The sequence below is a fragment of the Stenotrophomonas sp. STK16_22 genome (genome assembly GCF_051984505.1).
In the GTDB taxonomy this organism is placed as follows: Bacteria; Pseudomonadota; Gammaproteobacteria; order Xanthomonadales; family Xanthomonadaceae; genus Stenotrophomonas; species Stenotrophomonas maltophilia_A.
Genome location: NZ_CP196972.1, coordinates 4430210 through 4454924 on the forward strand (window position 1 = coordinate 4430210; position 24715 = coordinate 4454924).

Annotated in this window: 26 protein-coding genes; 13 read left to right on the plus strand and 13 right to left on the minus strand. The window is 64.0% G+C overall.

Translation table 11 applies throughout. From position 1 onward, the window contains the following. Positions 1-533: 533 nt before the first annotated feature. Together ACSYAO_RS20480 and ACSYAO_RS20485 are read right to left on the minus strand one after the other, a co-directional pair. Complete coding sequence (locus tag ACSYAO_RS20480; RefSeq protein ID WP_149908963.1) at positions 534-2903, minus strand: DUF3772 domain-containing protein; 2370 nt, start codon at positions 2901-2903, stop codon at positions 534-536. Positions 2904-3050: 147 nt separating this feature from the next. Beyond that, on the minus strand, positions 3051-3299 hold the full coding sequence (locus ACSYAO_RS20485; protein ID WP_006399378.1) for a hypothetical protein: 249 nt from the start codon (positions 3297-3299) through the stop codon (positions 3051-3053). A gap of 182 nt (positions 3300-3481) precedes the next feature. Between ACSYAO_RS20485 and ACSYAO_RS20490 the strand changes: the two genes are divergently transcribed. The 3 genes from ACSYAO_RS20490 (at position 3482) to ACSYAO_RS20500 (ending at position 5807) form a co-directional block, all read left to right on the plus strand. Continuing rightward, complete coding sequence (locus ACSYAO_RS20490; protein ID WP_012512342.1) at positions 3482-3976, plus strand: lipocalin family protein; 495 nt, start codon at positions 3482-3484, stop codon at positions 3974-3976. 13 nt (positions 3977-3989) lie between these two features. Next, positions 3990-5198, plus strand: a complete 1209-nt coding sequence (locus ACSYAO_RS20495) for an NAD(P)/FAD-dependent oxidoreductase (protein WP_149908962.1) — start codon at positions 3990-3992, stop codon at positions 5196-5198. Positions 5199-5324: 126 nt separating this feature from the next. Further along, entirely contained in the window at positions 5325-5807 is a 483-nt protein-coding gene (locus ACSYAO_RS20500) for a hypothetical protein (RefSeq protein ID WP_049400799.1), read from the plus strand. A 123-nt stretch (positions 5808-5930) separates the two neighbouring features. On the opposite strand, the gene ACSYAO_RS20505 is transcribed toward ACSYAO_RS20500, so the two are convergent. Continuing rightward, positions 5931-6365, minus strand: coding sequence for a PepSY domain-containing protein (locus ACSYAO_RS20505; protein ID WP_049461647.1), 435 nt, complete (start codon positions 6363-6365; stop codon positions 5931-5933). 151 nt (positions 6366-6516) lie between these two features. Between ACSYAO_RS20505 and ACSYAO_RS20510 the strand changes: the two genes are divergently transcribed. From ACSYAO_RS20510 to ACSYAO_RS20520, 3 genes are read left to right on the plus strand one after another with little or no spacing between them, the layout of a single operon-like run. After that, positions 6517-6807: a PepSY domain-containing protein gene (locus ACSYAO_RS20510; RefSeq protein WP_005411366.1), complete on the plus strand. Its 291-nt coding sequence runs from the start codon at positions 6517-6519 to the stop codon at positions 6805-6807. After that, entirely contained in the window at positions 6807-7466 is a 660-nt protein-coding gene (locus ACSYAO_RS20515; protein WP_049461646.1) for a response regulator transcription factor, read from the plus strand. Before ACSYAO_RS20510 ends, ACSYAO_RS20515 begins: the two co-directional genes overlap by 1 nt. Next, positions 7463-8782, plus strand: coding sequence for a sensor histidine kinase (locus ACSYAO_RS20520; protein ID WP_049461651.1), 1320 nt, complete (start codon positions 7463-7465; stop codon positions 8780-8782). The genes ACSYAO_RS20515 and ACSYAO_RS20520 overlap by 4 nt, the downstream gene beginning before the upstream one ends. Before the next feature lie 402 nt (positions 8783-9184). Here the strand turns inward: ACSYAO_RS20520 and ACSYAO_RS20525 are convergent, their stop codons facing one another. Both ACSYAO_RS20525 and speA read right to left on the minus strand, forming a co-directional pair. Further along, entirely contained in the window at positions 9185-9505 is a 321-nt protein-coding gene (locus ACSYAO_RS20525; protein ID WP_005411369.1) for a DUF6122 family protein, read from the minus strand. Between the two features lie 43 nt (positions 9506-9548). Then, the gene (gene speA / locus ACSYAO_RS20530; protein ID WP_012512349.1) at positions 9549-11438 is read right to left on the minus strand and encodes an arginine decarboxylase; all 1890 of its coding nucleotides are present in this window, start codon (positions 11436-11438) and stop codon (positions 9549-9551) included. 190 nt (positions 11439-11628) lie between these two features. Between speA and speE the strand changes: the two genes are divergently transcribed. Next, the gene (gene speE / locus ACSYAO_RS20535) at positions 11629-12480 is read left to right on the plus strand and encodes a polyamine aminopropyltransferase (protein ID WP_032127130.1); all 852 of its coding nucleotides are present in this window, start codon (positions 11629-11631) and stop codon (positions 12478-12480) included. 118 nt (positions 12481-12598) lie between these two features. Here speE and ACSYAO_RS20540 read toward each other — a convergent pair whose 3' ends face one another. Beyond that, entirely contained in the window at positions 12599-13504 is a 906-nt protein-coding gene (locus ACSYAO_RS20540; protein WP_029550749.1) for an aspartyl/asparaginyl beta-hydroxylase domain-containing protein, read from the minus strand. A 436-nt stretch (positions 13505-13940) separates the two neighbouring features. Between ACSYAO_RS20540 and ACSYAO_RS20545 the strand changes: the two genes are divergently transcribed. Next, positions 13941-14600: an RIO1 family regulatory kinase/ATPase domain-containing protein gene (locus ACSYAO_RS20545; RefSeq protein ID WP_049400803.1), complete on the plus strand. Its 660-nt coding sequence runs from the start codon at positions 13941-13943 to the stop codon at positions 14598-14600. Positions 14601-14740: 140 nt separating this feature from the next. On the opposite strand, the gene ACSYAO_RS20550 is transcribed toward ACSYAO_RS20545, so the two are convergent. Next, positions 14741-15079: a P-II family nitrogen regulator gene (locus ACSYAO_RS20550; protein WP_005411374.1), complete on the minus strand. Its 339-nt coding sequence runs from the start codon at positions 15077-15079 to the stop codon at positions 14741-14743. Positions 15080-15235: 156 nt separating this feature from the next. Here ACSYAO_RS20550 and ubiK point away from each other — a divergent pair, with 156 nt between their 5' ends. After that, the gene (gene ubiK / locus ACSYAO_RS20555; RefSeq protein WP_005419983.1) at positions 15236-15487 is read left to right on the plus strand and encodes a ubiquinone biosynthesis accessory factor UbiK; all 252 of its coding nucleotides are present in this window, start codon (positions 15236-15238) and stop codon (positions 15485-15487) included. Between the two features lie 125 nt (positions 15488-15612). Continuing rightward, on the plus strand, positions 15613-16047 hold the full coding sequence (gene arr, locus ACSYAO_RS20560) for an NAD(+)--rifampin ADP-ribosyltransferase (protein WP_049462535.1): 435 nt from the start codon (positions 15613-15615) through the stop codon (positions 16045-16047). Here arr and ACSYAO_RS20565 read toward each other — a convergent pair. The 4 genes from ACSYAO_RS20565 to ACSYAO_RS20580 form a co-directional block, all read right to left on the minus strand. Then, the gene (locus tag ACSYAO_RS20565) at positions 16040-16486 is read right to left on the minus strand and encodes a DUF4279 domain-containing protein (RefSeq protein ID WP_049462536.1); all 447 of its coding nucleotides are present in this window, start codon (positions 16484-16486) and stop codon (positions 16040-16042) included. The genes arr and ACSYAO_RS20565 overlap by 8 nt on opposite strands. A 333-nt stretch (positions 16487-16819) precedes the next feature. Next, a complete protein-coding gene (locus ACSYAO_RS20570) occupies positions 16820-17797 on the minus strand; it encodes a hypothetical protein (RefSeq protein ID WP_049462537.1) in 978 nt (325 codons plus the stop codon). A 229-nt stretch (positions 17798-18026) separates the two neighbouring features. Then, positions 18027-18350 carry a hypothetical protein gene (locus ACSYAO_RS20575; RefSeq protein ID WP_149908961.1) on the minus strand — a complete coding sequence of 108 codons (324 nt, stop codon included), beginning with the start codon at positions 18348-18350 and terminating at the stop codon, positions 18027-18029. Between the two features lie 70 nt (positions 18351-18420). Beyond that, complete coding sequence (locus ACSYAO_RS20580) at positions 18421-18738, minus strand: DUF1889 family protein (RefSeq protein WP_157805912.1); 318 nt, start codon at positions 18736-18738, stop codon at positions 18421-18423. Between the two features lie 564 nt (positions 18739-19302). Between ACSYAO_RS20580 and ACSYAO_RS20585 the strand changes: the two genes are divergently transcribed. Beyond that, the gene (locus ACSYAO_RS20585; RefSeq protein WP_049462540.1) at positions 19303-20457 is read left to right on the plus strand and encodes a hypothetical protein; all 1155 of its coding nucleotides are present in this window, start codon (positions 19303-19305) and stop codon (positions 20455-20457) included. Positions 20458-20554: 97 nt separating this feature from the next. Here ACSYAO_RS20585 and ACSYAO_RS20590 read toward each other — a convergent pair whose 3' ends face one another. Next, complete coding sequence (locus ACSYAO_RS20590) at positions 20555-21157, minus strand: DUF998 domain-containing protein (RefSeq protein ID WP_049462541.1); 603 nt, start codon at positions 21155-21157, stop codon at positions 20555-20557. Between the two features lie 648 nt (positions 21158-21805). Between ACSYAO_RS20590 and ACSYAO_RS20595 the strand changes: the two genes are divergently transcribed. Both ACSYAO_RS20595 and ACSYAO_RS20600 read left to right on the plus strand, forming a co-directional pair. Continuing rightward, the gene (locus ACSYAO_RS20595; RefSeq protein ID WP_049462542.1) at positions 21806-22162 is read left to right on the plus strand and encodes a hypothetical protein; all 357 of its coding nucleotides are present in this window, start codon (positions 21806-21808) and stop codon (positions 22160-22162) included. Positions 22163-22209: 47 nt separating this feature from the next. Next, positions 22210-22710, plus strand: a complete 501-nt coding sequence (locus ACSYAO_RS20600; RefSeq protein WP_049462543.1) for a hypothetical protein — start codon at positions 22210-22212, stop codon at positions 22708-22710. A 558-nt stretch (positions 22711-23268) separates the two neighbouring features. Here ACSYAO_RS20600 and ACSYAO_RS20605 read toward each other — a convergent pair. Next, positions 23269-24630, minus strand: coding sequence for a TonB family protein (locus tag ACSYAO_RS20605; protein ID WP_157805913.1), 1362 nt, complete (start codon positions 24628-24630; stop codon positions 23269-23271). Positions 24631-24715: the final 85 nt, after the last annotated feature.

Below are 24715 nucleotides of genomic sequence, written 5' to 3' on the forward strand. Positions count from 1 at the left end.
GGGCTGCGCCCTGCACCCGTGGTAGTGCCGGCCGCTGGCCGGCAACCTCAGAAGCAACAGCAACAGAGTGCATTCCGTGGTTTGGCGGGGCGGTGCCGGAGTGCGGGGACGCCGCAAGTACGTCCCTGTAGGCTTGGCAGCCGCATCCATGCGGCTGACACCCCGCACTCCGCCACCGCCCCACCTTTGACAGATTCCTGTGGCTGTCGGTAGGTGTCGACCTTGGTCGACACTTCTGTCAGATATCGAAATCAATCTGGGGTCAGATCCGTTTTCCTCCGGAAAACGGATCTGACCCCATCGGCATGCCCAACAGACCGCAGCAAACTGTCGAAGGCGGGGTGGGTCCGGTTGCGGGGGCGTGAGCCGCATGGATGCGGCGACCGAGCTTACATGGACGTACTTGCAGCGTCCCCCGCAACCGGACCCACCCCGCCAAACCACGGAATGCCCGCTGTTGCCGTTGCTTCTGAGGTTGCCGGCCAGCGGCCGGCACTACCACGGGTGCAGGGCGCAGCCCTGCAGAACACCCCCTACTCCTGCGGATCGCGGGTGATGTGGATGTCGGTCGGGGTCGACAGCGGGATGTTCCGCTCGGCCAGGATGTGCAGCAGGCTGAAGTACAGATCGCTGCGGGTCGCATACACCTGCCGCGGGCTGGCCACGTACGCGAAGCTGTTGATGGTGATCTGACCACCGGCAATGCTGTCGATGTAGACCGTCGGGGCCGGCTGCTTCAGCACGTTGGTGTGCGCGGTGTACGCATCCAGCAGCGCCTGACGCAGGCTGCCGACATCGGTGCTTGGCGGCACCGCGAACTGGATCTGGATGCGGCCCTGGTTGTTGCCCATCGTCATGTTGCGCACGGTCTTGGTGACCAGCTCGGAGTTGGGCACGATCAGGGTGGACTTGTCGCCCACCTGGATCTCGGTCGAGCGCAGGCTGATGCGGCGGATGTCGCCCTCTTGGTCGCCCAGCTTCACCCAGTCGCCGATCTTCACCGGACGCTCAGCCAGCAGGATCAGGCCGGAGACGAAGTTCTGTGTGATCACCTGCAGGCCGAAACCAATACCCACTGACAACGCACTGACGAGCAGCGCCAGCTTGGTCAGCTCCAGCCCCATCGCCGTCAACGCCCAGATCACGGCGAGGATGATGCCGACGTAGCGGGCGACGGTACTGACCGAGTTGCGCGCCCCCAGGTCCAGTTCGGTCTTGGGCAGGTAGGTATCGGTCAGCCAGCGCTGCACCAGCTGGGTGATCGCCAGGCCGGCCAGCAGCACCACAACCGCCAGCACAATCTGCATCGGCTTCAGGGTGGTTCCACCCAACGGAATGCCCGTGGTGAGCAGCGAAGAGAAGCGTTCCACCACCGCACCGATGTTGCCGAACGGCGCTACCAGGGCAAGCAGCGTGAGCAGCACGACCACGGTACGCAGAACCGCCGACAGCAGCACGCCGGCCTGCTCCAGCCGCGACACGCTCAGGCCGGTACTGAGCAGGATGGTCTGACCCACCTTGCTGTCGGCGTTGAGCATCCACGTGCTCAAGTCATCGACGAACTTGAACAGCAACGTCGCCGCCAGCACCACGATGCTGCCGCCGATCAGCTGCTGGTTCACGAATTTGGCGAAGTTCAGGTAGCCCATCAACGTCGCGACGATGGCGGCCACCACCGCGACATTGCCCGCCGCGCGCGCCAGCACCAGCCAGCTGCTGCGGCGCACCGGTGTGGCCGCGCCCACGCCATCGGCCTGCGCCTCCAGCTTGGCTTCGGCCTCGGCGGTCTGCCGGCGATGCAGGCGCGCCAGGGTCACCAGCATGGCCATGATCAGGCCCAGGTAAGTCAGCGCAATCAGGCCATCCAGCGCCACCGTGGTGACGTCGCTGGTACGCGTGGCCTGATCGAGGGCCACCAGCACCGTGCTCAGCCAGGCAAGCGCCGCCGCGCCCCACGCGTACTTGCGCAGCTTGAGCGCGGCGGTGTCATCCAGATTCAGCAACCGCCACGACGGCCGCTTGGGAACCAGCATGCAGGCGCTGAGTGCCGCAATGAACGCAGCGCGGAACGTTGCGGTCTCCAGCCCGTCGGCCACCACCTGCAGGCGCGGCGCAATCGCATTGATGGCATCCAGCGCCGCCATCAGCACCACCACGGCATAGCCGGGCAGCAGCGTGCCCACCAGCAGCAGCCACATGGCCAGGCCGGAACGGCGCAGGCGACCGTCCGGCGCGCGCTCGGACTCCGCAAAGCGCCGCCCCAGCCTGCGCAGCCACAGCCGCAGCGGGAACATCATCACCAGCGCGGCCACCAGGCCCAGCAACGGCGTGCCCCAGCCATTGGCCCGGACGCCAGCGACAAACGTATCGCGCCCCTGCTCGGCCAACGGCGCGACGCGTGCGATATCGATCGGCAGGCGTTCGGCCACCTTGCTCCACAGTGCTGGAGACAACGGCGAGGCGACCTTCTTCCCCATGTCTTCGGCGCGTTGCGCAGTGCGCTGCTGGTCGATGTCGGCTGCCAGCTGCTGGGCACGCACGGCACTGGTCTTGGCCTGCGCTAAGGACGCGGCCAGGCCGTCGCGCTGCTTGTTGATGGTGCGCCGTTGTGCCGCCAGTTCAGGCGGCTCGGTGGTGCCTTCGGCAGGTGTGCCCAGCTGCGCCAGTTGTTCGTCGAGGCGAACCAGCTGTGGCTGCAGCTCCTTTTCCAGTGCCTCAGCATCCCGCCGCGCCTGCGAGGCATTCTCGGACAGCATCGCCAGCGTCTCGATGGCGGCCGCATCACCACGCTTGCGGTCGACTTCCTTCAGCTTCGCATCGATATCTGCCAGCTGCTGCTTCGGCGTGGGCTCATCATCCTGTGCCAGCACCGGCGCGGACAGCAGGAGGGCAGTGCACAGCATCAGGACCCACCAGGGCCCCCGTGCACGGATCGATCGCAGGAAAGAAGACAAGCCAGCCACACCGGTTCGCGCGGACCACCGCGCCTGCGCGCGACTATACGGCAGAGCCGGTCAAGGGCGGATGGACGGCCCTGGCAGCGTCGAGCATCAGTACTTCAGGCGCAGCTCTTCCACCGTCGGCTGCTGCAGCGCGTACCAGTCCTGGAACTCTTCCTCGGTGATCTCATCGGGCGCATACACCGCCACCGGGTGCCAGTCGTGGTCGGTCGGCAGCGGCTGGCGCGGGCCGGCGCGCAGGCTGTAGGCCACGCCTTCGTAGTCGACCAGGTCATCGACCTGCGGCCACTGTTCGCGTGCGAACGCGGATTCACTCTTCAACAGGATCACCTGGTACATCGGCACCTCCACCTCGGTTGGATCAGGAAAACACGGCGCTGGCAGCAGGATACCGCCACGCCGGTGACAACGGGCGCTCCGCCGGGGCGACGGAACGTTCTGGACACGGCCATCGCCCCGGCTTCACCCGCCCATGGCAAGGCCATCGGCATCGTGGAGGCCCACCCCTGCCACGACTGCTGATGACCGAGCACCCGCCGCTGAAAACCGTCGCCGACCTCAAGCTGCCCCGCTACCTGGGCACCTGGTACGAGATCGCACGCCTGCCGATGCGCCATGAACCGGAAGGCTGCACCGACGTGTCGGCGCACTACACCCTGCTCGACAACGGCAACGTCGGCGTCACCAACCGCTGCCGTATGGACGGCGAGGTCGAGGAAGCCACCGGCGAGGCCTGCGCCGTCGACAACGACAGCGCGCGCCTGGAGGTGAGCTTCCTGCCCAAGGGCCTGCGCTGGCTGCCGTTCGCCAAGGGCGACTACTGGGTGATCCAGGTCGCGCCGGACTACAGCGTGGCACTGGTCGGCAGCCCCGATCGCAAGTACCTGTGGCTGCTGGCCCGCGAGCCGCGCCTGGACGCGACCGTGCAGGACCATTATCTGGCGGCCGCCCGCCTGCAGGGCTTCGATCTGTCCGAACTGATCCAGACCCCGCATACCGGCCGTCCCACCGCCTGAGCAGCACACGGCCATGGACCTGAAGAGCGGTTACCCCTGGTGGGCGGTACGCAATGGATTGATCCAGGCGTTTCCGCCATTGGAAAAGGATCTGCGCTGCGACGTGCTGGTGGTCGGCGGCGGCATCACCGGTGCGCTGATTGCCGACGAACTGTCCCGTCATGGCCACGACGTGGCGGTGATCGAGCAGCGCGACATCGGCTGGGGCAGCACCGCCGCCAGCACCGCGCTGCTGCAGTACGAGATCGATACCCACCTGCTGGAGCTGACCGAGCGCTACGGGCAGGACGCCGCCGCGCTTGCCTATCGGGCGTGTGCCGAGGCGATTCCGGCCCTGGGCGACGTGGCTCGCGGCCTGAAAGACGTTGATTTCCAGCGCATGGACAGCCTGTACCTGGCCAGCCGCCATCGCGACGTGCCGCGCCTGATGGCCGAAGGTGAGGCACGGCGCGGAATCGGCCTGGATGCCCGCTGGCTGGGCCCGGAGGCACTGCGGGAGCGCTTCGACGTGGACGCCGGCGGTGCCCTGCTCACGCGCCAGGCGGCGCGGGTCGATCCCTATCGCCTGACCTATGCGCTGCTGCAACGCGTGCGCCGGCGCGGCGGCAATGTGCATGACCGTACGGTACTGCACACGCTCACGCCCAGCGCGCGCGGGGTAACCGCCCTCACCGAGGACGGCGCCACGATCCACGCCCGCCACGTGGTGCTGGCAATGGGCTATGCCAACCAACGCTGGCTGCATCAGCGCGTCGCACGCAACCGCAGCAGCTATGCCTTCATCACCGACCCGATCGATGCGGACGTGCTGGGCCGGCTGCGCAACACGATGGTGTGGGAGAGCGCACGCCCGTACCTCTACCTGCGCGCCACCGGCGACCGCCGCCTGCTGGTGGGCGGGCTGGACGACGCCATCGACATCCCCGCCCGCCGCGATAGGCGCGTAGAGCGCAAGGCCGACAAGCTGATGAAACAGCTCCAGCACTGGTTCCCGCGGCTGGATCCGGTGCCCGCCTTCTCCTGGGCCGGCACCTTCGCCGAAACCGCCGACGGCCTGCCTTTCTTCGGCCCGCACGATCAGTGGGGGCCACGGGTGCATTTCGCCATGGCCTACGGCGGCAACGGCATCACTTATTCGATGATCGGCGCCCAGCTGCTGCGGGCCCGGATCGAGCGGCGCAGGCATGCGCTGGAAGGGCTGTTCGGGTTCGGGCGGCTGTGACCTGCAGCCAGGCATGGCCTGGCTCTACCCCAATCCGGCGCCGACAGGCATCATTCAAGCAACCCCTGCTAGCGTCGGCCTGTACCGCCGCGTGTTGCGTGGCCACCTGTCCGCTGGAGCGCCGTCATGATCCGCCCCCTGACCCTGCTGCTGTGCCTGGCCCTGCCGGGAACCGTGCTGGCCCAGTCCGCCGCTGGCGCCACCGCGCCGCAGGCCGCCGGCCTGGACCTGACGCTGCCGCAGGCGCCGATGCGCTACCTCAACGACCCGGCCCTGCAGCAGGACCCGCCAGGCACGTACTACGGTGACAAGAGCGGCCCGCGCGTGCACGACGACGCGAAGATCGCCGACGTCACCGACGACAAGGTCAAAGTGTCCGGCAGCTTCACCACCGGCATCGGCTATTCCAAGAACGGTGGCAACAGCCACTACAACGCCGCCACGCTGAACCTCAGCAAGAACTACACCACCGATGAAGGCAAGACCCACGGGGTCAACGTCAACATCCACGTGAGCGAAGGCAAGGGCCCGGGCTTCTACGGCCCGTACGGCGGCTACTACGGCCGCGGCCCGGGCTACTGGGATTACCCGCCGCCGTTTGGCTGGTAAGCGCCGCGTCGGGCCTGGGCCGACCAGGGTCGGCCGCTACCGATGCGTACGTTTGGTAGGTGTCGACCTTGGTCGACACGCTTTCTCCCCGTGTGCCGGCCAGCGGCCGGCACTACCAGCAGGTCAATCCAGCCAGCCATCGCGCTCGCTGTGCAGGATGCGGCCGTCATAGCCGCTCAGGCGCACCTCCACCTTCTGGTTGCGGGCATTGCGGGCTTCCAGCGACCAGGTCGCACCATCGCGTTCCAGCGAATGGATTTCGCGCAGGCCATGCGCCTGTGCACGTGCCAGTACCTGCTCGGTGGTCAGCAGCGTGCGGCCGCTGTGCTCATCGAAGATCTCGCCGGTCTTCGGGTCCACGTAGACCTCGCTGAAGCGGCCATCAGCGCGGCTCACGTCGGCTTCCCACAGGCCGTCATCGCGTTCGATCTCGTGGATCTGGGTGTAGCCGGCCTTGCGCAGGGTCTGTTCGACCTGGGCCATGCCCAGCGGTGCAGCCTGTGCGGCCGGTGCGATGGCCAGCAGAGCAACAGTGGCGAGGGTGAGCGACTTCAACATGGGGGTTCTCCTGTTCGTGTTCGTGGCCGGACCATCCCGGCAACGCCACAATGCACCCCGTGGTTAACAGCTCCTTAGCCGGCACTGTTAGCCAGCTGTTAGTCAGCCCCGGCACACTCACGCCTGTTCCTACAGCCCGCCCTGCGCCCCGATGCTCTCCACCCTGCCCCTGCTGCTGGCCCTGGCCAGCGCCCCGACCGCCGCCGCGCCAGCACAGGACCCGGCGCAGCAGGTCGCGCGCCGCGCCGTGCAGCAGGGCCGCTACGTGCCGCTGGAAAGCGTGGTGCGCGATGCGCTCAAGCGCTTTCCGGGCCAGCTGCTGGAAGTGGAGCTGGACGACGGCGTCTACGAAGTGGAGATCCTGCGCGGCGACGGCGTGGTGGTGGAGCTGGACTATGATGCGCGCAGCGGAAAGCTGCTGAAGACGGAGCTCGACGACTGATGCGCATCCTGTTGGCCGAAGACGATGCCGCGCTGGCACAGCGCCTGGTGCCCCTGCTGGAGCAGGCCGGCTACGTGGTGCACGTGGTCGCCGACGGCCGCCAGGCCGAGGAGATCGGCCAGATCGAAGATCTGCAGGCCGCCATCGTCGATCTGGGCCTGCCCGGGCTGGACGGACTGAGCGTGATCGAACGCTGGCGCGGCAACGGCCGCAGCTTTCCGGTGCTGGTGCTGACCGCACGCGGGCGCTGGCACGACAAGCTGGCTGGGTTCGATGCCGGTGCCGATGACTATCTCACCAAGCCGTTCCAGGCCGACGAACTGGTGCTGCGCCTGCGCGCACTGATCCGTCGCAGCCACGGCCACGCCAGCCCGCGCCTGCACTGCGGCCCGCTGCAGCTGGACGTCAACGCCGGCCGCTTTGAACTGGATGGGCAGGCGCTGTCGCTGAGCCCGCAGGAGTTCCGCCTGCTCAGTTACCTCATCCACCACAGCGGCCAGGTGATCGGCCGCGACCGCCTGGGCGAACAGGTGTTCGATGGCGGCCACGATCCGGACTCGAACGCACTGGACGTGCTGCTCGGGCGGGTGCGCCGCAAGCTCGGCATCGATCTGATCCAGACCGTACGCGGCCAGGGTTGGCGGCTGGCCGCGCCGTGAGCCGGCAACCCTCGCTGCGACGACGCCTGCTGCTGGCTGGCGGTGTCGGCCTGCTGCTGGTCTCGCTGCTGGCCAGTGCACTGCTGGGCGAGCTGTTCAAGCGCAGCGCGCGCGATCGCTTCGACCATGAACTGCAGCAGGACATGCTGACCCTGCTGGCGCAGGCCGAAGTGGATGCGGACGGACAGCTGCGCCTGCGCCAGGAACCGAATGACGCACGCTTCCAGCGCGTGTTCTCAGGTGCTTACTGGCAGATCGCCGGTGCCGATGGCCGTGTGCTGCTGCAATCGCGCTCGCTGTGGGATGAAACGCTGCCTGCCACGGCCATGGGAGCGGCCACCCGCAATCTGGCTGGACCGCTGCAGCAATCCCTGCGTGCACGCGTGCAGCAGGTGCGCCTGCCACGCGCCAACGAACCGTTCGTGGCCGTGGTTGCCACCGATCGCAGCGCGCTGGATGCAGACGTTGCCGCGTTCCGCCAGCGTACTGCCATCGCGCTGGGTGTGTTGGTCGCGGCGTGGCTGGCGGTGCTGGCCAGCCAGGTGCACTTCGGATTGCGTCCATTGCATCGCCTCGGTGCACAGCTGGAACGGGTGCGGCGCGGCGACGCGCAGCGCATCGATACACAGGGGCTGGGTGCGGAGGTCGCACCGCTGGGCGAGGAGCTCAACGCGCTGCTGGAGCATCAGCAACGCATGGTCGCGCGCGCGCGCACCAGTGCACAGGATCTGGCGCATGCGCTGAAAACCCCGCTGAGCGTGCTGGCCACTGAGGCCGACGGCGACGGCGCGGACTGGCGCGCCACCGTACGCGAGCAGAGTGCGCGTATGCAGGCCAGTGTCGACCGTTACCTGGCTGCAGGACTGGCTGCCGACCATCGCCAGCGCACCGACGTGGCGGCCGTCGCACAGGCGATGTGCCGGCTGATGGCACGCGTGCATGGCGAACGTGGCATCACGTTCACGGCGGCTGGTATCGATCCGGCGCTGCAGTTCGCCGGTGCCGGTGCGGACCTGGAGGAAATGCTGGGCAATCTGCTGGACAACGCCGGACGTTGGGCACGGCAGCAGGTCCACGTCAGCGCGGAACCCGACGACGGCCAGTTGCGCATCGAAGTACGTGACGACGGCCCTGGCCTGGCTGCGGACGCCCTGGAACGGGTCACCCAGCGCGGCGTGCGGCTGGATGAGCGCGAGGGCAGCAGTGGGTTGGGGTTGGCGATTGTCGGGGATATCGCCGCCAGTTATGGCGGACGCGTGGCGCTGGAAAATGCGCAGCCCGGCCTGCGTGCGACGTTGTGGTTGCCGGTGGCGTGAGGCGGCCAACCTGACGGCGGGTAGTGCCGGCCGCTGGCCGGCAACCACGTGATCAACGGGAACACCGTTCGCCGTGCATCCGGTAGGTGTCGACCTTGGTCGACACGCATCAAAAGCGCCGACCAAGGTCGGCATCTACCAAAGCAGTGCATCGGTTCCGTCGGCCATCGTGCACCCGGTAGGTGTCGACCTTGGCCAACCCAACGGCGGGTAGTGCCGGCCGCTGGCCGGCAACCACGTGATCACCGGGAACGCCGTTCGCCGTGGACCCGGTAGGTGTCGACCTTGGTCGACACGCATCAAAAGCGCCGACCAAGGTCAGCATCTACCAAAGCAGTGCATCAGTTCCCTCGGCCATCGCGCCCCCGGTAGGTGTCGACCTTGGTCGACACGCACCCAGCATCAACGGTGATGCATCCACCAGCAATCAATCGCGTCCAGCACGATGTGGATGATCAAACCGATGCCGAACAACCGCGTCTTCTTCGGCACGCACAGCCCCGCATAGACCGCGATGGCCGGTGCAGTGTGCAGCGGATGGAACCCGATGCTGCAGCGGTTCGGCGCGTAGATCGGATCGGCCAGCAGATGATCCAGATCGATGATCCAGCCCAGCAGCATCAGCAGCCACGCCGAGGCGAAGCGCTTGCGCCAGAACAGCCATGCCAGCAGGGCTGGCACGGCGGCATGCAGGAACAAGTGGAAGATCGCGCGCGCGCTCATCGGGGCCGGTAGCGCCGGGCCAGGCCCGGCGTTCCCGTTGACCTCACACCAGCGGTTCGTCGGACAGGTAGGTATAACCGGTCAGGCCGGCTTCCAGCGCCTCCGACAGCTCCTGCGCACGTTCCGGCGACAGCTGCGCCTCGGCCACGCGCTGCGCATAGGTCGCACGCAGTTCGTCCAGGCGGTAACCCACGTAATCCAGCATCACGTCGGTGGTGTCGCCGCGGCGCTGCTGGGTGATGGCATAGCCATCGGCATCGGCCAGCACTTCCACCGCGTCGGTATCGCCGAACAGGTTGTGGATGTCGCCCAGGATTTCCTGGTAGGCGCCGACCATGAAGAAGCCGATGCGGTAGCTCTCGCCCGGCTTCATCTTGTGCAGCGGCAGCGAGCTGTCCAGGCTCTCGTTCTCGACATAGGTTTCCACCATGCCGTCCGAGTCGCAGGTCATGTCGGCGATGATGCCGCGACGGTCCGGGGTTTCGTCCAGGCGCTCGATCGGCACGATCGGGAACACCTGGTCGATCGCCCACACGTCCGGGATCGATTCGAACACGCTGAAGTTGACGAAGTACTTGTCGACCAGGCGCTCGTTCAGTTCGTCCAGCACCGGGCGATGGCTCTTCTCGTCGTAGCTCAGGCGCGCACGCACGCCATGGGCGATGGCGTAGAACAGATCGTCGATGCGCGCACGCTGCGGCAGGTCGATCTGGCCCAGCGCGTAGCTGGCCAGGCCTTCGGCGTGGAAGTGCTGTGCTTCCTGGAACAGCTCCACCGCCGGGCGCACGTCCAGCTCGTCGTGGATCTCGCGCAGGTGGCGGATCGCGGCCGGCTCGTCGTCGTGCTGGTCCGGCACGCGGCCTTCCTGTGCCTCTTCCACTTCCGAGACGTTGGCGATCAGCACCGCGTGGTGCGCGGTCATCGCGCGGCCGCACTCGGTGACGATGCGCGGCGGGGTCAGGCCGAACTCTTCGCAGGCATTGGCCAGCGGCTGCACGATGTTGCTGGCGTAGGAATGCAGGCCGTAGTTGATCGAGCAGAAGCTGCGCGAACGGGTGCCTTCATAGTCCACGCCCAGGCCACCGCCCACATCGACGTGAGTGATCTTCGCGCCCAGGCGCGACAGCTCCACGAAGTAGCGGGTGGCTTCGCGCATGCCGTTGGCGATGTCGCGCACGTTGGAGATCTGCGAACCCATGTGGAAGTGCAGCAGGTTCAGGCAGTCGGCGTACTCGGTGTCACGCAGCGACTTCCACAGGTCCAGCAGCTGGCGCGGCGACAGGCCGAACTTGGCCTTGTCGCCACCGCTGTTCTGCCACTTGCCGGCGCCCAGCGAGGCCAGGCGCATGCGCACGCCCAGGCCCGGCTTCACGTCCAGCGCCTTGGACTCTTCCAGCACCAGCTTCAGTTCGGAAGGCTTCTCGATGACGATGAAGGTCTGCAGGCCCAGCTTGCGGCCGATCAGGGCCAGGCGGATGTACTCGCGGTCCTTGTAACCGTTGCAGACGATCAGGCCACCCGGGCGCGACAGCGCCAGCACGGCCATCAGCTCGGGCTTGCTGCCCGCTTCCAGGCCGAAGCCTTCGCCGTGGTGGCTGGCCAGGGTGCCGGCCACGCCGCGGGTCTGGTTGACCTTGATCGGGTACACGGCGGTGTAGCCGCCGCTGTATTCCCAGTCCTGCTGGGCCTGGCCGAAGGCCGCCTGCAGCTTGCCCAGGCGCTGGCCGAGGATGTCCGGGAAGCGCACCAGCAACGGCAGCTTGGCGCCGGCCGCACGCGCCGCGTCGACCACCTTGGGCAGCGACACCACCGGGCCGTCCGCCCCGGTCGGTCTCACCACCATGTGCCCGGCCTGATCCACGTCGAAGTAACCGTCCGCCCAATGCGGGATCGAGTAGGTCTTGCGGGCTTGGTCGAGGGACCAATCGGTCATTTCAGTCGGCCTTGTTGGCAATAAAAGGGGGGGCATGATAACGCCTATATGCCCACAGGTTCGTTATCATGCGCGCCCGCGCCCGTGACAGGTTCCAACCTGAACGGGCCGATCCGTCCGGATGTGGCATCTGTGCCACGCGGCCCCGCCCGCCAGCCCGGCTTCACCCCTCCGAACAGGACTGTTTTCAATGACTGACAGCAACAACTGGTACATCGAACACTTCGAGCGCACCGGCTCGGCCATCGGCTACCGCATCACCGGCAAGCTGGACGAGGTGCAGTCGCCGTTCCAGAAGATCGAGATCTTCCAGACCACCGACTGGGGCAACCTGATGACCATCGACGGGGCCATCATGCTGACCAGCAAGGACAACTTCTTCTACCACGAGATGATCAGCCACCCGGTGCTGTTCACCCACGCCGCGCCCAAGCGCGTGGTGATCATCGGTGGCGGCGACTGCGGCACCCTGCGCGAAGTGCTCAAGCACACCGGCGTGGAGAGCGTGACCCAGTGCGATATCGACGAGCAGGTCACGGTGATGGCGCGCAAGCACTTCCCGGAACTGTGCGACTCCAACGACGACGCCCGCGCCGAGCTGCTGTTCGACGACGGCGTGGCCTACATGGCCAACTGCCCGGCCGGCAGCGTGGACGTGGTGATCGTGGACTCGACCGACCCGGTCGGCCCCGGCGAAGGTCTGTTCAACAAGGCCTTCTACGAGAGCTGCTTCAAGGCCCTGAAGGACGACGGCATCCTGGTGCAGCAGTCCGAGTCGCCGCTGATGCAGCTGGACCTGATCAACGAAATGCGCACCGAGATGGGCAAGGCCGGCTTCGGTTCGTTCAAGACCCTGCCGTTCCCGCAGCCGTGCTACCCCACCGGCTGGTGGAGCGTGACCATGGCGCGCAAGGGCGACAGCAGCTTCGACTTCCGCCAGGCCGACTCGGCCGCCAAGACCTTCAACACCCTGTACTACACCGCCGCACTGCACACCGGCGTGCTGGTGACCCCGCCGTTCGTGCAGGCGGCACTGAAGTAAGGCGTGCCGACCAACGGTCGGCACCCATCCATGCAAAAGAAAAACCCGCGCTGGCGACAGCGCGGGTTTTTTCATGTTCCGGTAGTGCCGGCCGCTGGCCGGCAACCGCATGTAACGATCAAAGCGCCCAGATACCGGCGATCACCGCCACCACCAGGCCCCACTTGATGACCTGGTAAGCCACCACGCTGCGCTCGCGCAGTGCCTTGGCCTTCAGGCGCACCTTGTAGACGCTGCCAAAGGCCTTGTTGACGCCACCGGTCGGGTCACCCGGCAGGTTCGGCGAGGCACCACCGGCCAGCAGCGTGGCCGCCACCGCGCGGTTGAACAGGCCCGGCAGGCCGAAGCGCAGCGGGCGGGCGATGTCGCAGAACAGGATCACGCGGTCATCCGGCGTCTCGTTGTGCGCGTGGTGGATGTAGGTCTCGTCGAACATCATCCACTCGCCGTCGCGCCAGCTCTTCTTGATGCCGTCCACTTCGATGTAGCAGCCGTCGTTGTTGGGCGTGGCCAGGCCCAGGTGCAGGCGCAGCGAACCGGCGAACGGGTCGCGGTGCGGGCGCAGTTCGCTGCCCGAAGGCAGCTGCGCGAACATCGCCGCGCGCACATCCGGCAGCGACTCCAGCAGCGCGGTGGTCTTGGGGCACATCGCCTTCGCCGACGGATGCGACGGGCCATACCACTTCAGGTAGAAGCGCTTCCAGCCACGGCGGAAGAACGAGTTGAAGCCGGCGTCGTTGAACGTGCTGGACGCAGCGATCTTCTGTGCATCGCGCAGCGCCAGCGCCTCGTCGCGGATCATCTGCCAGTTCTGGCGCAGCGGCTCCAGCTGCGGGAACTCCTTGGCCGGGTCCAGGAACGGCGTGGTCGGCACCTTCGAGAACATGTACATGACCACGTTGATCGGGGCCATGAAACTGGAGTGGTCCAGCAGCTGGCGCGACCAACGCGCGCGGACCTTGCCACGGAAGTGGATGTACAGCACGCAGGCGACGAACAGCGCTGCAATGACGATTTTGATGATCAAAACACTTTCCTCCAGCCGCAGCCGGAACGGGAATCAGGGCGATGCACGGCCGGACGGCCAGCACCGGTGGGGACCGCGGCAGGGGACGGGGACGTGCCAGGAAGGGGCGGCCGCCGATGTCGCGAATTAACAGCTTATGGTCGGCAGGCCGTGCGTCGGGGTCAAGCTGGACGTGCGTGACGTTCAGCGGGCCGCGGATGAACGAAATAGAGCGAAACGCAACCTATTGATTCTGAAAGAATCACCGACAAAGTGAGACAGAATTGTCCGATTGGGCGCGACGAACTGTTCCAGCCACGACCCCGACATTTCTCCGACAAATCGTGGAATAGCGAACTGGCGAGTACTAAAATTAACGAAAACTTAGTAACTCCCTGTAACACCGGTTCGCTTGACGCTTTGCGCCACCCACCGGGTCGTCCGAGACCCCGACATGTATCTTCCTGCTCTCCCCCCCTCCTCCTGCGGCGATGACGCCGCCACCCCGCTGCTGCTCAAGCGCGGCGAACGCTTCCTGGCCCCCGACGTCTACCGTACCTGCCTGGACGGGCGCGAGGCGGTCATCAAGGACTATTCCCGCTACCGCGGAACTCCCGTTTCACTGATCGCGCGGCTGATGGTGCGCCGTGAGGCCCGCATGCTGCAGCGCCTCGGCGGCTGGAAGCATGCCCCCGCGCTGCTTGGCACACTGGGTGGCCTGGCGTTGGGCATGGAGTTCATCCCTGGCCAGACCCTGAGCACCGCGCAGGCGGTCGGCAACGACGTGTTCGAGCAGCTGCAGCACGCGCTCAGCCGCCTGCACGCCGCCGGCATCACCCACAACGACCTGCATGGCACCAACGTGGTGGTCAGCAGCGGCGTACCGGTGCTGCTGGACTTCACCTCGGCCTGGCGGGCCCCGCGTTGGCTCCGCCGCAACCCGCTGAGCCGCCAGATGCGCCGCAGCGACATGAAGAACCTGCTGAAGATCCGCCAGCGCGTGACCGGCCAGGCGCCGAGTGCCGCGCAGGCCGCACTGGTGGCCGACCCTGGTTGGGTGGCGGCTGTGCGGCAGGGCTGGAAGCGGTTCTACAAGTGGGCCAAGCGCCGGTAGGGGTCGAGCTTGCTCGACCGCTTTACCGCTCTTTGTAGAGTCGAGCTTGCTCGACTGAAGCGCAGAGCAGTCGAGCAAGCTCGACTCTACAAAGAGCAAGCCGAGCATCGGCTCGGCTCTACAACATCCCGCCGAACGGCTTACAACGCGTCCGCGTCCAGTTCACCGGTACGAATACGCACCACACTGCCCAGGTCGTACACGAACACCTTGCCGTCACCAATCTTCCCGGTCCCGGCGGCCTTCACGATCGCCTCAACCACGGCCTCCACCTGGTCATCGGTCACCGCCACTTCCAGCTTCACCTTCGGCAGGAAATCGACCACATACTCCGCGCCGCGGTACAGCTCGGTATGGCCCTTCTGGCGACCAAAGCCCTTCACTTCCGTCACCGTGATCCCGGTAACCCCACGCTCGGCCAGCGCTTCGCGCACGTCGTCGAGCTTGAACGGCTTGATCACCGCCATGACCATCTTCATCGTCTATCTCCTGTCTTCCGGCGTGGAGGATAGCGCCTGAACGCGGCCCGTGCGAAGCCGCTGCCGCCTGTCCGGGCGATGGGTGCCAGCAGTATCCTTGTGCCCGATCGGCCTGCCCGCGCCGGATGCACGGGCCCTACCCCCACGGAGCACCCCATGATCGACCTGAACCAAATCGATGACCTCGCCCGTCGCCTCAGCGACCTGGTGCCGCCGGGCCTGCGCGAATCGCGCGAGGAACTGCAGGCCACCTTCAAGAGCGCGCTGCAGGCCGGCTTGGCCAAGCTCGACCTGGTCACCCGCGAGGAGTTCGAAGTGCAGCGCGCCGTGCTGCTGAAGACCCGCCAGAAGCTGGACGCGCTGGAAACCGCCGTGCGCGAGCTGGAAGGGCGCGGCGCCGCAGAATGAAAAAAGGAGGCGCACCGCGCCCCCGTTTACAGATTATTTCCCGGATGGGGCCTTGCAGCAAGGCCCACCGGGCGCCCTAGACTCGCCGGCCTGTCGATCCGGCAGGACACGCAGGGGCAGTGCCGATGGCGCAGGACACCGAATGGACACCCGTTTCGCATGACACCTGCGATCAGGTCGCCGGGCCGTTCTATCACGGCACCCGCGCTGACCTGGCGGTGGGCGAACTGCTGAGCGCGGGCTTTCGGTCCAACTATCGCGACAGCGTGGTGATGAACCACATCTACTTCACCACGATTGCCAAGGGCGCCGGGCTGGCTGCGGAGATGGCCCGCGGTGAGGGGCGACCGCGCGTGTATGTGGTGGCGCCGACCGGGCCGTTTGAAGACGACCCGAACGTGACCAACAAGAAGTTTCCCGGGAACCCGACGCGGTCGTATCGGAGTGCGCAGCCGTTGCGGGTGGTTGGGGAGATTGTGGAGTGGGAGCTCTACGATGCGGAGTTTGTTCGGCAGTTGAAGGCGTTTGTTGCTTCGGGGAGTGGGGAGATCATCAATTGATGACCTGCTGGCGTTGGGCGTTGCGCGCTTCTTCATTGGCATCATACATGTCCAGCCCGAGCTCGATGCCGCGCTGCCCCAGGGCAAGCAGCGCGCGGGGCGAAAGCGAGAAACCATCGTTGCTGCTGCCCATGAAGAGGCCGCAGAACAGGTCAGGCCGGAAGCGTGCCAATGACTGCCACACAGCGAGATCGCCGGTGAGTTGATCGAGGATCTCGAAGATCTGCACTTCCAGATCTTCAGGCTCACGCGGAGCCGCACTGAGTCGCCAGCTTCCGAACCTGGCGATACGCACGGTGCCTAAGTGGCTGCCTTTGAGCTCCCGGCCCTTGTGATGCGATGCGGTTGGATTGGCACCCAGCAAGGTAGTGATCGCGGCTGGAGTGAGGTCATCTCCGGAGAATCGGAGGGTTACCAGGGAGTGATCGAATACGGTCATTGGATTTCAATTGAATGCGTTCTGCTCTTTCAGCTTTCGGACAGGAGCGGACGCCCCACGGCAGGCTGTCACGTCCAATGGATCTACCGATCCTTGGACTATTAGTGGCTACAAGGGCAGCGTGATGCCAATGGCGGAAAATGCCAGCGCACAGCATCGGTTGAACTGGTTTCCTGAACTGCCAAGCCAAGGGCATGTGCGGTCGGCGAGAAAGCCATAGCCTAACTCAGCACAGAACTTCACCGTGAAGTAGGTAAGACCAAGCGCCAAAAACTCGGTAGCCAAGCTGTGGGAGCTGGTCATGAAACCCGAAGGGCGCATCGTGAACCGACATCATCTTTGCGCGTGGTAATCGTCGACCGCATCTTCGAAGTCTTTAAAGTGCGCCCCATGCACGAGGAATGAGAAGACTTGCCTCAGCTGTGATCTCAGATGAACTGCGTCATCCCACATGGTCGGCGAGAACGGAGAGTCTCCGAACCGACTTCCTGGATGCAGCGTTGAGATCCTGCTCTCATAGAACTCTTCGAAGTACTTTTCCAGCTCCCCGGGCGGCTCACGGTCAAATGGCTCGTAAAAGTTACGATGGAGCCATCGGGCCGCATCATGCGCCGATGGATTGGCCACGCCTTCCGACTTCAGCTTCCGCTGGACGAGCGAGAACGATGCATCCAATGAGATAAAAGCGGCAATCACCGACTCCTCGCCGAACTCTTGGTGCCGCCCGAGCATGTCAGACTTCACTAGAGTTTGAATACCTCGCATCAGTACGAAGTTTGCGGGATCGATTCTTTTGTAGGACAGCTCGAAGCGATCCATTTCGATGTCTCTGTCCAGAAGGTGATACGGCTCGCCCAACATGCTGATAGGGACATGGGCAATTCTCGATTGCAGGCGCTTCGTCTTTACCGATAGCAGAAGCCGCTCCTTGATCAACAGGACGGTACTTGGGTCAGAAAGATCAAGCTCGTTCGCACGAAGCACCAGCTCTGGTCCGACCACGGGGTAAAGCCTTAGCCAAGCACCGTCGAAGGTCTGGCAGAAAAGCAGTGCACCCAGCAGCCTTACTTGAGCAGGCGACGCCCAAGCGAATTCGGAGAATGGAACATCTTCATCAATGGACCGCCAGCCCGAGCAACGCACTACGCTGAAGACGAGATCCGCATCGGCGTGGAAGAAGCCGTCATCACAGAAGAATGTCCCCCGGGGGTAACTTCCACCCATCGAGTGGAACATCATTACGCGCTGACGAGGTGTCTGATCATAGCCAGAGAATGAAAATCCTAGCTCCAGTTCTCCCGGAGAGAGCATCTGCCGATTCCTTTTCTCGCCAATACATTGTCGTGACCACCCACTGCACTTCTGAAAGCTCTCATCCAGTGGGAGCAAAAGCTCGGCCTTATCGTAGACCGAGTCGTCCAGAACTTCCCAAACAACGTGTAGTCCCATTTGGTGTCCGTTCTCGGCCAGGAGCGGACAATCACAAAGCCCAGGTCAATCCGCTCCACGAGTTGGGCCAGGCTTGAAAGAACTGCCAAGCTCACACCCGATACTCCAGCGTTACATAGCTACGGCCGGCAGCTTTCTCCAGCAGGACAATCAGCCGATCATTGAGCCTAAGGTAGCTTGGGAGGCTGCGACCAGCACCAATGAAGCGGATCTGGTAATACTCACCAAATCCGGCGGTACCATGATAGATCTCGGCCTCATACCGCTCCCCATGCGGGAGCGTGACTAAGACCAGCTTGTGATCGAGTTTGAGGGAGAGCAATTCATCATGGGCGAATTGACTCTTTGGGATAGTGATTGGATGGCCAGAAGCGTGCAGAAAAGATCGGTTTGCCGTGAACTCGAAGCTCGCCACATTCCCCCCCAATGAGGCTCAAGACCGAAGTAAAGCCGGGCCGTCAAACGGCCTCGGCTTGAATGAACTGTCAGGCTTTGCCCGATGCAATTTCGGCCTTGAGTCTCTCGACAGTTGGCTTCCCCCAGTCACGGGGATGTTTGATAACGACCTGGCCACCATTGCCAATTCGCTCTGCCAGCTCGGCAAGACATCTGGCATGGCGTTCTGGCCAGCCCTTGGCCAAGGCAAGAGCCTCTACAGCTGCACGGGTCAACGGTACTCCTTCCGCATGGAGTGCCTTGAACAGTTCCTTGGCACGAGCCTCATCCAGCGGGTGGGTGATACCTGTTGCAACATTGACAGTGGAGGTCAATACACCGATGGAGCGTTCTACCAGTTCAGACAATTTCTGCTCTCCAATTAGGGACCAATCATCTTGTAGGTGGACCCGTGGGTCCAGTCATACAGACTACCCTCAAAGCATCGCGTGAGGACCTTCGCCTCGATGATGCTCGATCTTAGGGCGACTGAGTGCGACCAACAAGCCAGCGTATTGCCGGACCCAGCCCCACGCTCAATGACCATTAAAACCTCGCGCGGGCAACGGTGTGGACGCCCACTTTGGGTTGCCGGCAGTAATGACTGTCTGGCACCGAGAGCCTGGCCGCCAACAGCTGGAAACCTCTAACTCGCTGGCTGGACCCCGCCTTGGTTAAGAATCGGATTTCGCTGCCCGGCCCTGTTCGAGATTCACTGACATCACAGAATGTCGGGCGCAGGACCGGCGAAAGAAGTTCTAGCATCCCCTTGTAATCCCGGTAGCAGAGGGCATACGCTAGCGGCGGCGCCCGCCCTGCTTGCACACGAGCAAAAACAGGCCGTTCCCATGATCGACTCTACTTCTGGCCAGCTGCCGGGGACTTAAACGTGTGCGCCAGCCCCGGATCGGCTTGGCCGTCGAGGATGAGTCATGACCATCAAGCAATATGCGTTTCTTGTCCATGCGCACCTTCGGGCGCAGGGCTGTGCGTCGCTTACCCGTAGCCAAGTCCACGAGCTGCTGGCGGCTGCCGCTGGCTTCTCTACCCATGCAGCCTTCCACCACCAGGCCGCATGGTGCGACGTCGCTTGGCGCGACTCCGGACTCGTGGCGGATGAAGACAGGATTATCCAACGATGTCTGCAGTTTGGGATATTACCCGAGGAGACGAAGCGCATAGCCAAGTGCTTGGCCAACTTCCTCGAAGCATCCGGCTACGCGCCGGTGTGCTTTGACGAACTGATTGCAGCGCTGGCAAGCGATCAAGGCGAGTGGATGGAGATGGACGAGATGAAGTCGCCTGTCGTCGACACATGGATCTCGACCATCCTGATCAGCCGCATGCAGGAAGACTTCGATGCGATGCGCGGGCAGCTCCCTCTGCTGCTCGAGGGGTTGGAGGCGGCCGCAGCGCGGAGCGTTGCTGCAGCCCACTTGGCAACTGCGTACGTACTCGATGCGCATGGAGGTCTGTCAGAGGAGGACGACCACCGTTTCGGTCGTGAGCTACGCCGGCGTGGCCAGTGGTCGACCCAGCCCGTGACCTTCGCGGAGATCGCCGAAGGCACAGACAGCTTCATTCAAGTAGTGGCCAAGCATCGGTACCACCTCCTTGAGGCGGCACGGAGCAAGGACAGGCGTGCGCTGTTGCTCACGGCTGAGCGCTACGGAGATCCCGGCGTGCTCGAGCTTGAGCCGTCGGATGATATGGACCCGTATGAAATGGCTGACTTGGCCGATGCGAGTGGTCGACCCGAGCTGGCCTATCAATGGCTGGCCGTGCTTGCGCGCGAGGGAGAAGTATCTGCCATGCGTACACTGATTGAAGACCGCGGCGAGACGCCGTTCCGCGCTTGGGTCTGGATACATCTCTCGCGCATGCTGGGTCGAGACCTGAGCCAAGATCGATTTGAAGCGATCGACGAATACGGTGGGCCGTACGACGACGATGTGGGCGGGCCAGCATATGTTGGGGGAGAGGATGGAATCGAATTGGTGCCCCTTGCAGCCGATGAGAACAGGCGCGCCGAAGAAGAGGCTGCCCAGCTGTTCGCCGTAATCGAAGAGCGCTATGAACTGAATTGATCAGTTTTGGTACTGGGTGGGTTCCAGCTAAGGGGGCCCGCCCAGGAACTCGCGGGGAGTGCGCTGCGCGCCGTCCGCACACCAGAATGCCTTTCCATCAAAGCGCCGGCTGCGCCTTCAGCGCGCTTGAACCCCTGCGCAGCAGATACAGCGCCACCAGGAACGGCCACAGCGAGTTGATCGACGAGAACACGCGCTGGGTCAGCCCCCGGTAGCCCTCCGGGTCCGCGCCCACCAGGTTCAACCAGAGGTAGACGATGCTCGCGATGCTAACCAGAGCGGTCACGGCGTACGCCCTTCGGTTGGCAGACCACGCGCTCATCTCGATGTGCGACATCGCAGGTGCAATGATGTTTGCGATACCGATGGTGTAGAAGCCGTGCATCGCATGGCCCATGGGCCAGAGTCCGTTGGTCAGCATGGAGATGCCAAAGATCATCCAGCAGATCGCGCCTACGGCGATCCGGCGACCGGACTCCCGCCATACCCCGATGGCAAACGCCACAAAGCCCACGCCAGAGCCGATGGCGGCGATTCTGGCACAGATGCTTGCGAGCGTGGGCGCCTGCAGCAACTCGCTGGCGTGCTGTGCAAGCGGGTTGTAGCCCGGCGCGAACACGGCGGCAACGCTGGTCCAGAACAGGAACCACGGAAGCGGGATCAGACCCGCGCAGAGAAGCAGTCGGCTGCGGCGTGACACGTACGGTGGTCCTTGTTTGGCCTGCGCCAGTGGGTGGAATCCAGACGAACGCTGCAGAACCTTCCTACTGCGGGCAGGACGATCGTGAGTGCCTACAGCAGTAGTCAGATTGCGCACGGCACTCGGTAGGTTCAATAGGCAAGAAGTCATTTAAACCATCCAGCGGGTGTCGCAGCGGTTCGGTTGCATGAGCGATCACACATGTCCGGTGGGCGAGTGCTGTCGCATTTGCCGCGCCTTACATCTCTGACGGAAGGTTCTGTCGACTCCATTCCAGAAGTGCCGTTCCGCCTAGCACACCAAGGCTCTCGCCCCTTTCCACGCTATGCGACAATGCCGAAAACGTCTCGGGTTTTGGCGGCATTGACCCCTACCCCTTGGCATTCCCAACTACGTCAGGCAACTCTGGTATCGCCACCGAAAACGGGTGGCCGGGCCTCGAAAACCCGAGCTATTAGGATGTTGTTTGCACTTGCCAGCCGGCATCGCCTTGCGTGGTGTCGGCTGGCATTCCGTCTGCCGGCTATGGCGGGCGGGGCGTGGGGGCCTTGTGCCCGCCGGTTTCTTCCTAATAGCCCGGTTTTCGAGCCACGCTCTGCCCGCCACCTTTATCGGTGGCGGCGTCCGCCTGCATGCACGGAGCCCGCCATGACTACACCGCACTCCCCTCCCCCGCGCCCGATCCAGGAAGCGCCGTCACCCGCGCCTGCGCTGGACCCCAACAGCCTCATCGTCATCCTGCACGCCATCGGCGCCGGTGCTGCGGCCGACGGCCAGCCCTGGCCCGAGCGCCACCTGTTGCGCAGCCGACAGATGGCGATGTCCGACGCCGACTGCGCGGCAACCGGCCAGCGCATCGTGCAGGAGATCCTGCTGGCGGGCGAGCGCACCCGCCAGAACGGTGAGCCCGAGCAGTACGTGGGCGACCGGGTGATGGAGGGGCTGGTGATGGCCGATATGGCACTCACGGCCTTCATCCACGAGCGGATGCGACCCAAGGACTGAGCGCCCGCATGCGGCGCGTACCGATCTGCCTGGATGCGGGGTGACGAATGAAGAAGCACGGTCTTGCTGCAGCGACGGTATGCGCCGCGATCACGGTGGCGGTGTGGATGGGGTGGATGGGGTGGCCCGAGCCCACGGGCGACCAGGTGTGGGCCTACCAGAAGCTGCGGCCGGCCGATTATCGGATGCTGCACAGCGAGGCGCTCGGTTTCGTGGCCGCGAAGGCACGCGAGGGCTTTGAACTGCACGCGCGCCATGTCGGGGCGACGTCCTTCGAGATCCGGTGCAAGGGCGTTCTGGTGATGGACGTGGAGAACGCGCCCTCGCGCGTGCTGATCCGCATGCCTGCCGATGCCCGCTGGCGGGCGCCGGATATCGAGCGTCTGCGCATCAGCTTCGAGCGTTGGCTGCTTGTCCAGCAGATCGAGGGGCGGTTGTTGGTGGAGCGTGCTGGGCCGCCGTGGGTTGAGGCGTGGTTTGGGCGCTTTGATGAGGCGGCACCTGACAGGCAGCAGTGTCTGCTCGGCAGCCGTTCGGGATCCCACTAGTGCCCTACTGTCAGAGCATTTGCCGCAACGTCAGGCGTCCATCAGCAGAAAGGCGCGCATGTGCTTGCCGCTACCTAGTAGTCGCGTCCGCGCCAGGCGTGACGCCCCATTGCTGGAGTTGATACAGCTACACGTGAGCTGCCAGCGGTGTTGTGCTGCAATGCGACGTTCTGACACGCGTCGTCAAGCACAAAAGAAAGACCCGCCAATTTGAGCATGTCGCGAACTAGCGCATCAGAGGCTTGGCGGGTGTGTTGGGGCAAGCGTAGTGATTCGGCTACTTTCCCACAAGTAGCCATGTGCTGTTCCAAGTATTCGTAGGTGTCTGCTCGCGAAGCACTATGGGATAAATCGCCTTGAATTAAATAACTCTCTCCGCGTTTGGCAAGCACTGAGAGAATCCGTTCCGGCTAAGTGGTAATGCCTCCTTGCGATGCTGCACTTAGCACCGATCGAAGTCCGTCAACCAGTAGACGCGCATCAGCAAAGGACAGCGGCGCACGCAACCGACACCTGGGAAACGCAGGACAGTTCCCCCGCCAGAGTGATCAACCTTGTCTAGTTAAGTGCAAAGGTCACAGGGACAACGATGCGTCCACCCACTGGCTTTCCGTTGGTTGTGGCGGGGTTGAACTTCCATTGGCGGGCGGCTTCCAAGGCGGCTCGATCAAGGTCCGCATTGCCTGACGAAGTCAGGACAGTTGCGTTGGTTGCATTGCCCTCCTCATCCACATCCAGCTCAACCCGGACAGTCCCCTCGATGCCGCTTCGGAACGCGTTGGGCGGGTATCTAGGCTCTCTGGCAGAACGGACAGTGATTTCCATGCTGTCGGTCCTTTCATGTGATGCAAGGTCAATGTCCTGAGTGTCAGCAATAGAGTCGCTGGAGCGGGCGCTCGCTTCTGGCGTAGCTGCGTCGCTTGCACTGGAAGGTGGCGGCTGCGCCTCATCTGTTTGAGATGTGGATCGCGTGGCCGTGCATCCCTCCATGATGCGATTGGCTACCCACCCTTGAATATCTCGGCAAGCGTTGAAGTTTCCACCTTGGCACTGCTGGCGGGTCTGCGCCTCGCCTTGGTCAATGACCGCACATTTATCCAATGGGAGCTGGGGCTGGGTGGCTTGCTTTGGTTCCATAGGAACCTCTGTCACACCCTTCTTCACCGTCAAGAGGGAGTTGACAGTCAACACACTGCCATTGCTTGCCTGGGTGACGATGGATGCGTATGGCGTGTCGGCAGGAATCTCACCTGGCCTATCACCTTCGGGTAGAACGAATTGCTTGACTGCCTTTGGCGAAATGCATATGACGTAGTACCTCTTGGCTACACCAAGTTCTGGTGCCGTGGTTGCAATGCCATCGCATCTCGTCCCATCCCGCAGCCCCTCCCGAGTAATCTGTCCTCGCGCACCACATTGTCCAGCGGTGTTGCACAGCGTCATCTCCCCATCTGCTATGCGAAACTCAATGCTATTGCTCTCAAGCGCTCTGCCGGTCGCATCATCCACCAGTAGCAGTGTCTTGGGCTTTTGAAAGAACTCTGGCCCAATCTCAGCGATGTAACCATGTGAATCCAAGCTGTAGTCATTGCTGCCGCTTCCCCTCGTGAACGAAGGAGCGTAGCGGTAGGCCAGATAACCACCTACTACGAGAACTGCCCCGACCAGAAGAACTGACGGCCAGCGACTTCGGCGACCGTTGCGTTCGGACTTTGTTTGCTTAAAACGCAGCGGCTCGCCCCGCCCCTGCAGGTTCGATGCAGGCGTGAGCGCTGGGGCCGCCTTTGAGATGTCCGGCCGCGGCGGAACGGAAGACAGATCTGGGTTACCGCAATGCGGGCAAGACGGCGCACGATCACTGACCTGCTTTCCGCATTCAATACACTTTACTAGTGCCAAGTTTTCCCCCTGTGCCTTCATGGCTCTGTGTCGTCCTGGTGGCACGGATGCCATAGGTAGCTGTGGAATTATATTCGTGTTCAGATCGTTCGTTAATGCGTTTTTC

Excerpts from the sequence above, each read along its gene's own strand:
- speA (WP_012512349.1), bottom strand. The coding sequence starts at position 11,438 with ATGACCGATTGGTCCCTCGACCAAGCCCGCAAGACCTACTCGATCCCG.
- ACSYAO_RS20515 (WP_049461646.1), top strand. The coding sequence starts at position 6,807 with ATGCGCATCCTGTTGGCCGAAGACGATGCCGCGCTGGCACAGCGCCTG.
- ACSYAO_RS20570 (WP_049462537.1), bottom strand. The coding sequence starts at position 17,797 with ATGCTCTCTCCGGGAGAACTGGAGCTAGGATTTTCATTCTCTGGCTAT.
- ACSYAO_RS20585 (WP_049462540.1), top strand. The coding sequence starts at position 19,303 with ATGACCATCAAGCAATATGCGTTTCTTGTCCATGCGCACCTTCGGGCG.
- ACSYAO_RS20525 (WP_005411369.1), bottom strand. The coding sequence starts at position 9,505 with ATGAGCGCGCGCGCGATCTTCCACTTGTTCCTGCATGCCGCCGTGCCA.
- ACSYAO_RS20595 (WP_049462542.1), top strand. The coding sequence starts at position 21,806 with ATGACTACACCGCACTCCCCTCCCCCGCGCCCGATCCAGGAAGCGCCG.
- ACSYAO_RS20565 (WP_049462536.1), bottom strand. The coding sequence starts at position 16,486 with ATGACCGTATTCGATCACTCCCTGGTAACCCTCCGATTCTCCGGAGAT.
- arr (WP_049462535.1), top strand. The coding sequence starts at position 15,613 with ATGGCGCAGGACACCGAATGGACACCCGTTTCGCATGACACCTGCGAT.
- speE (WP_032127130.1), top strand. The coding sequence starts at position 11,629 with ATGACTGACAGCAACAACTGGTACATCGAACACTTCGAGCGCACCGGC.
- ACSYAO_RS20510 (WP_005411366.1), top strand. The coding sequence starts at position 6,517 with ATGCTCTCCACCCTGCCCCTGCTGCTGGCCCTGGCCAGCGCCCCGACC.
- ACSYAO_RS20545 (WP_049400803.1), top strand. The coding sequence starts at position 13,941 with ATGTATCTTCCTGCTCTCCCCCCCTCCTCCTGCGGCGATGACGCCGCC.
- ACSYAO_RS20505 (WP_049461647.1), bottom strand. The coding sequence starts at position 6,365 with ATGTTGAAGTCGCTCACCCTCGCCACTGTTGCTCTGCTGGCCATCGCA.
- ACSYAO_RS20495 (WP_149908962.1), top strand. The coding sequence starts at position 3,990 with ATGGACCTGAAGAGCGGTTACCCCTGGTGGGCGGTACGCAATGGATTG.
- ACSYAO_RS20490 (WP_012512342.1), top strand. The coding sequence starts at position 3,482 with ATGACCGAGCACCCGCCGCTGAAAACCGTCGCCGACCTCAAGCTGCCC.
- ACSYAO_RS20500 (WP_049400799.1), top strand. The coding sequence starts at position 5,325 with ATGATCCGCCCCCTGACCCTGCTGCTGTGCCTGGCCCTGCCGGGAACC.
- ACSYAO_RS20480 (WP_149908963.1), bottom strand. The coding sequence starts at position 2,903 with ATGCTGTGCACTGCCCTCCTGCTGTCCGCGCCGGTGCTGGCACAGGAT.
- ACSYAO_RS20550 (WP_005411374.1), bottom strand. The coding sequence starts at position 15,079 with ATGAAGATGGTCATGGCGGTGATCAAGCCGTTCAAGCTCGACGACGTG.
- ACSYAO_RS20605 (WP_157805913.1), bottom strand. The coding sequence starts at position 24,630 with ATGAAGGCACAGGGGGAAAACTTGGCACTAGTAAAGTGTATTGAATGC.
- ACSYAO_RS20600 (WP_049462543.1), top strand. The coding sequence starts at position 22,210 with ATGAAGAAGCACGGTCTTGCTGCAGCGACGGTATGCGCCGCGATCACG.
- ubiK (WP_005419983.1), top strand. The coding sequence starts at position 15,236 with ATGATCGACCTGAACCAAATCGATGACCTCGCCCGTCGCCTCAGCGAC.
- ACSYAO_RS20485 (WP_006399378.1), bottom strand. The coding sequence starts at position 3,299 with ATGTACCAGGTGATCCTGTTGAAGAGTGAATCCGCGTTCGCACGCGAA.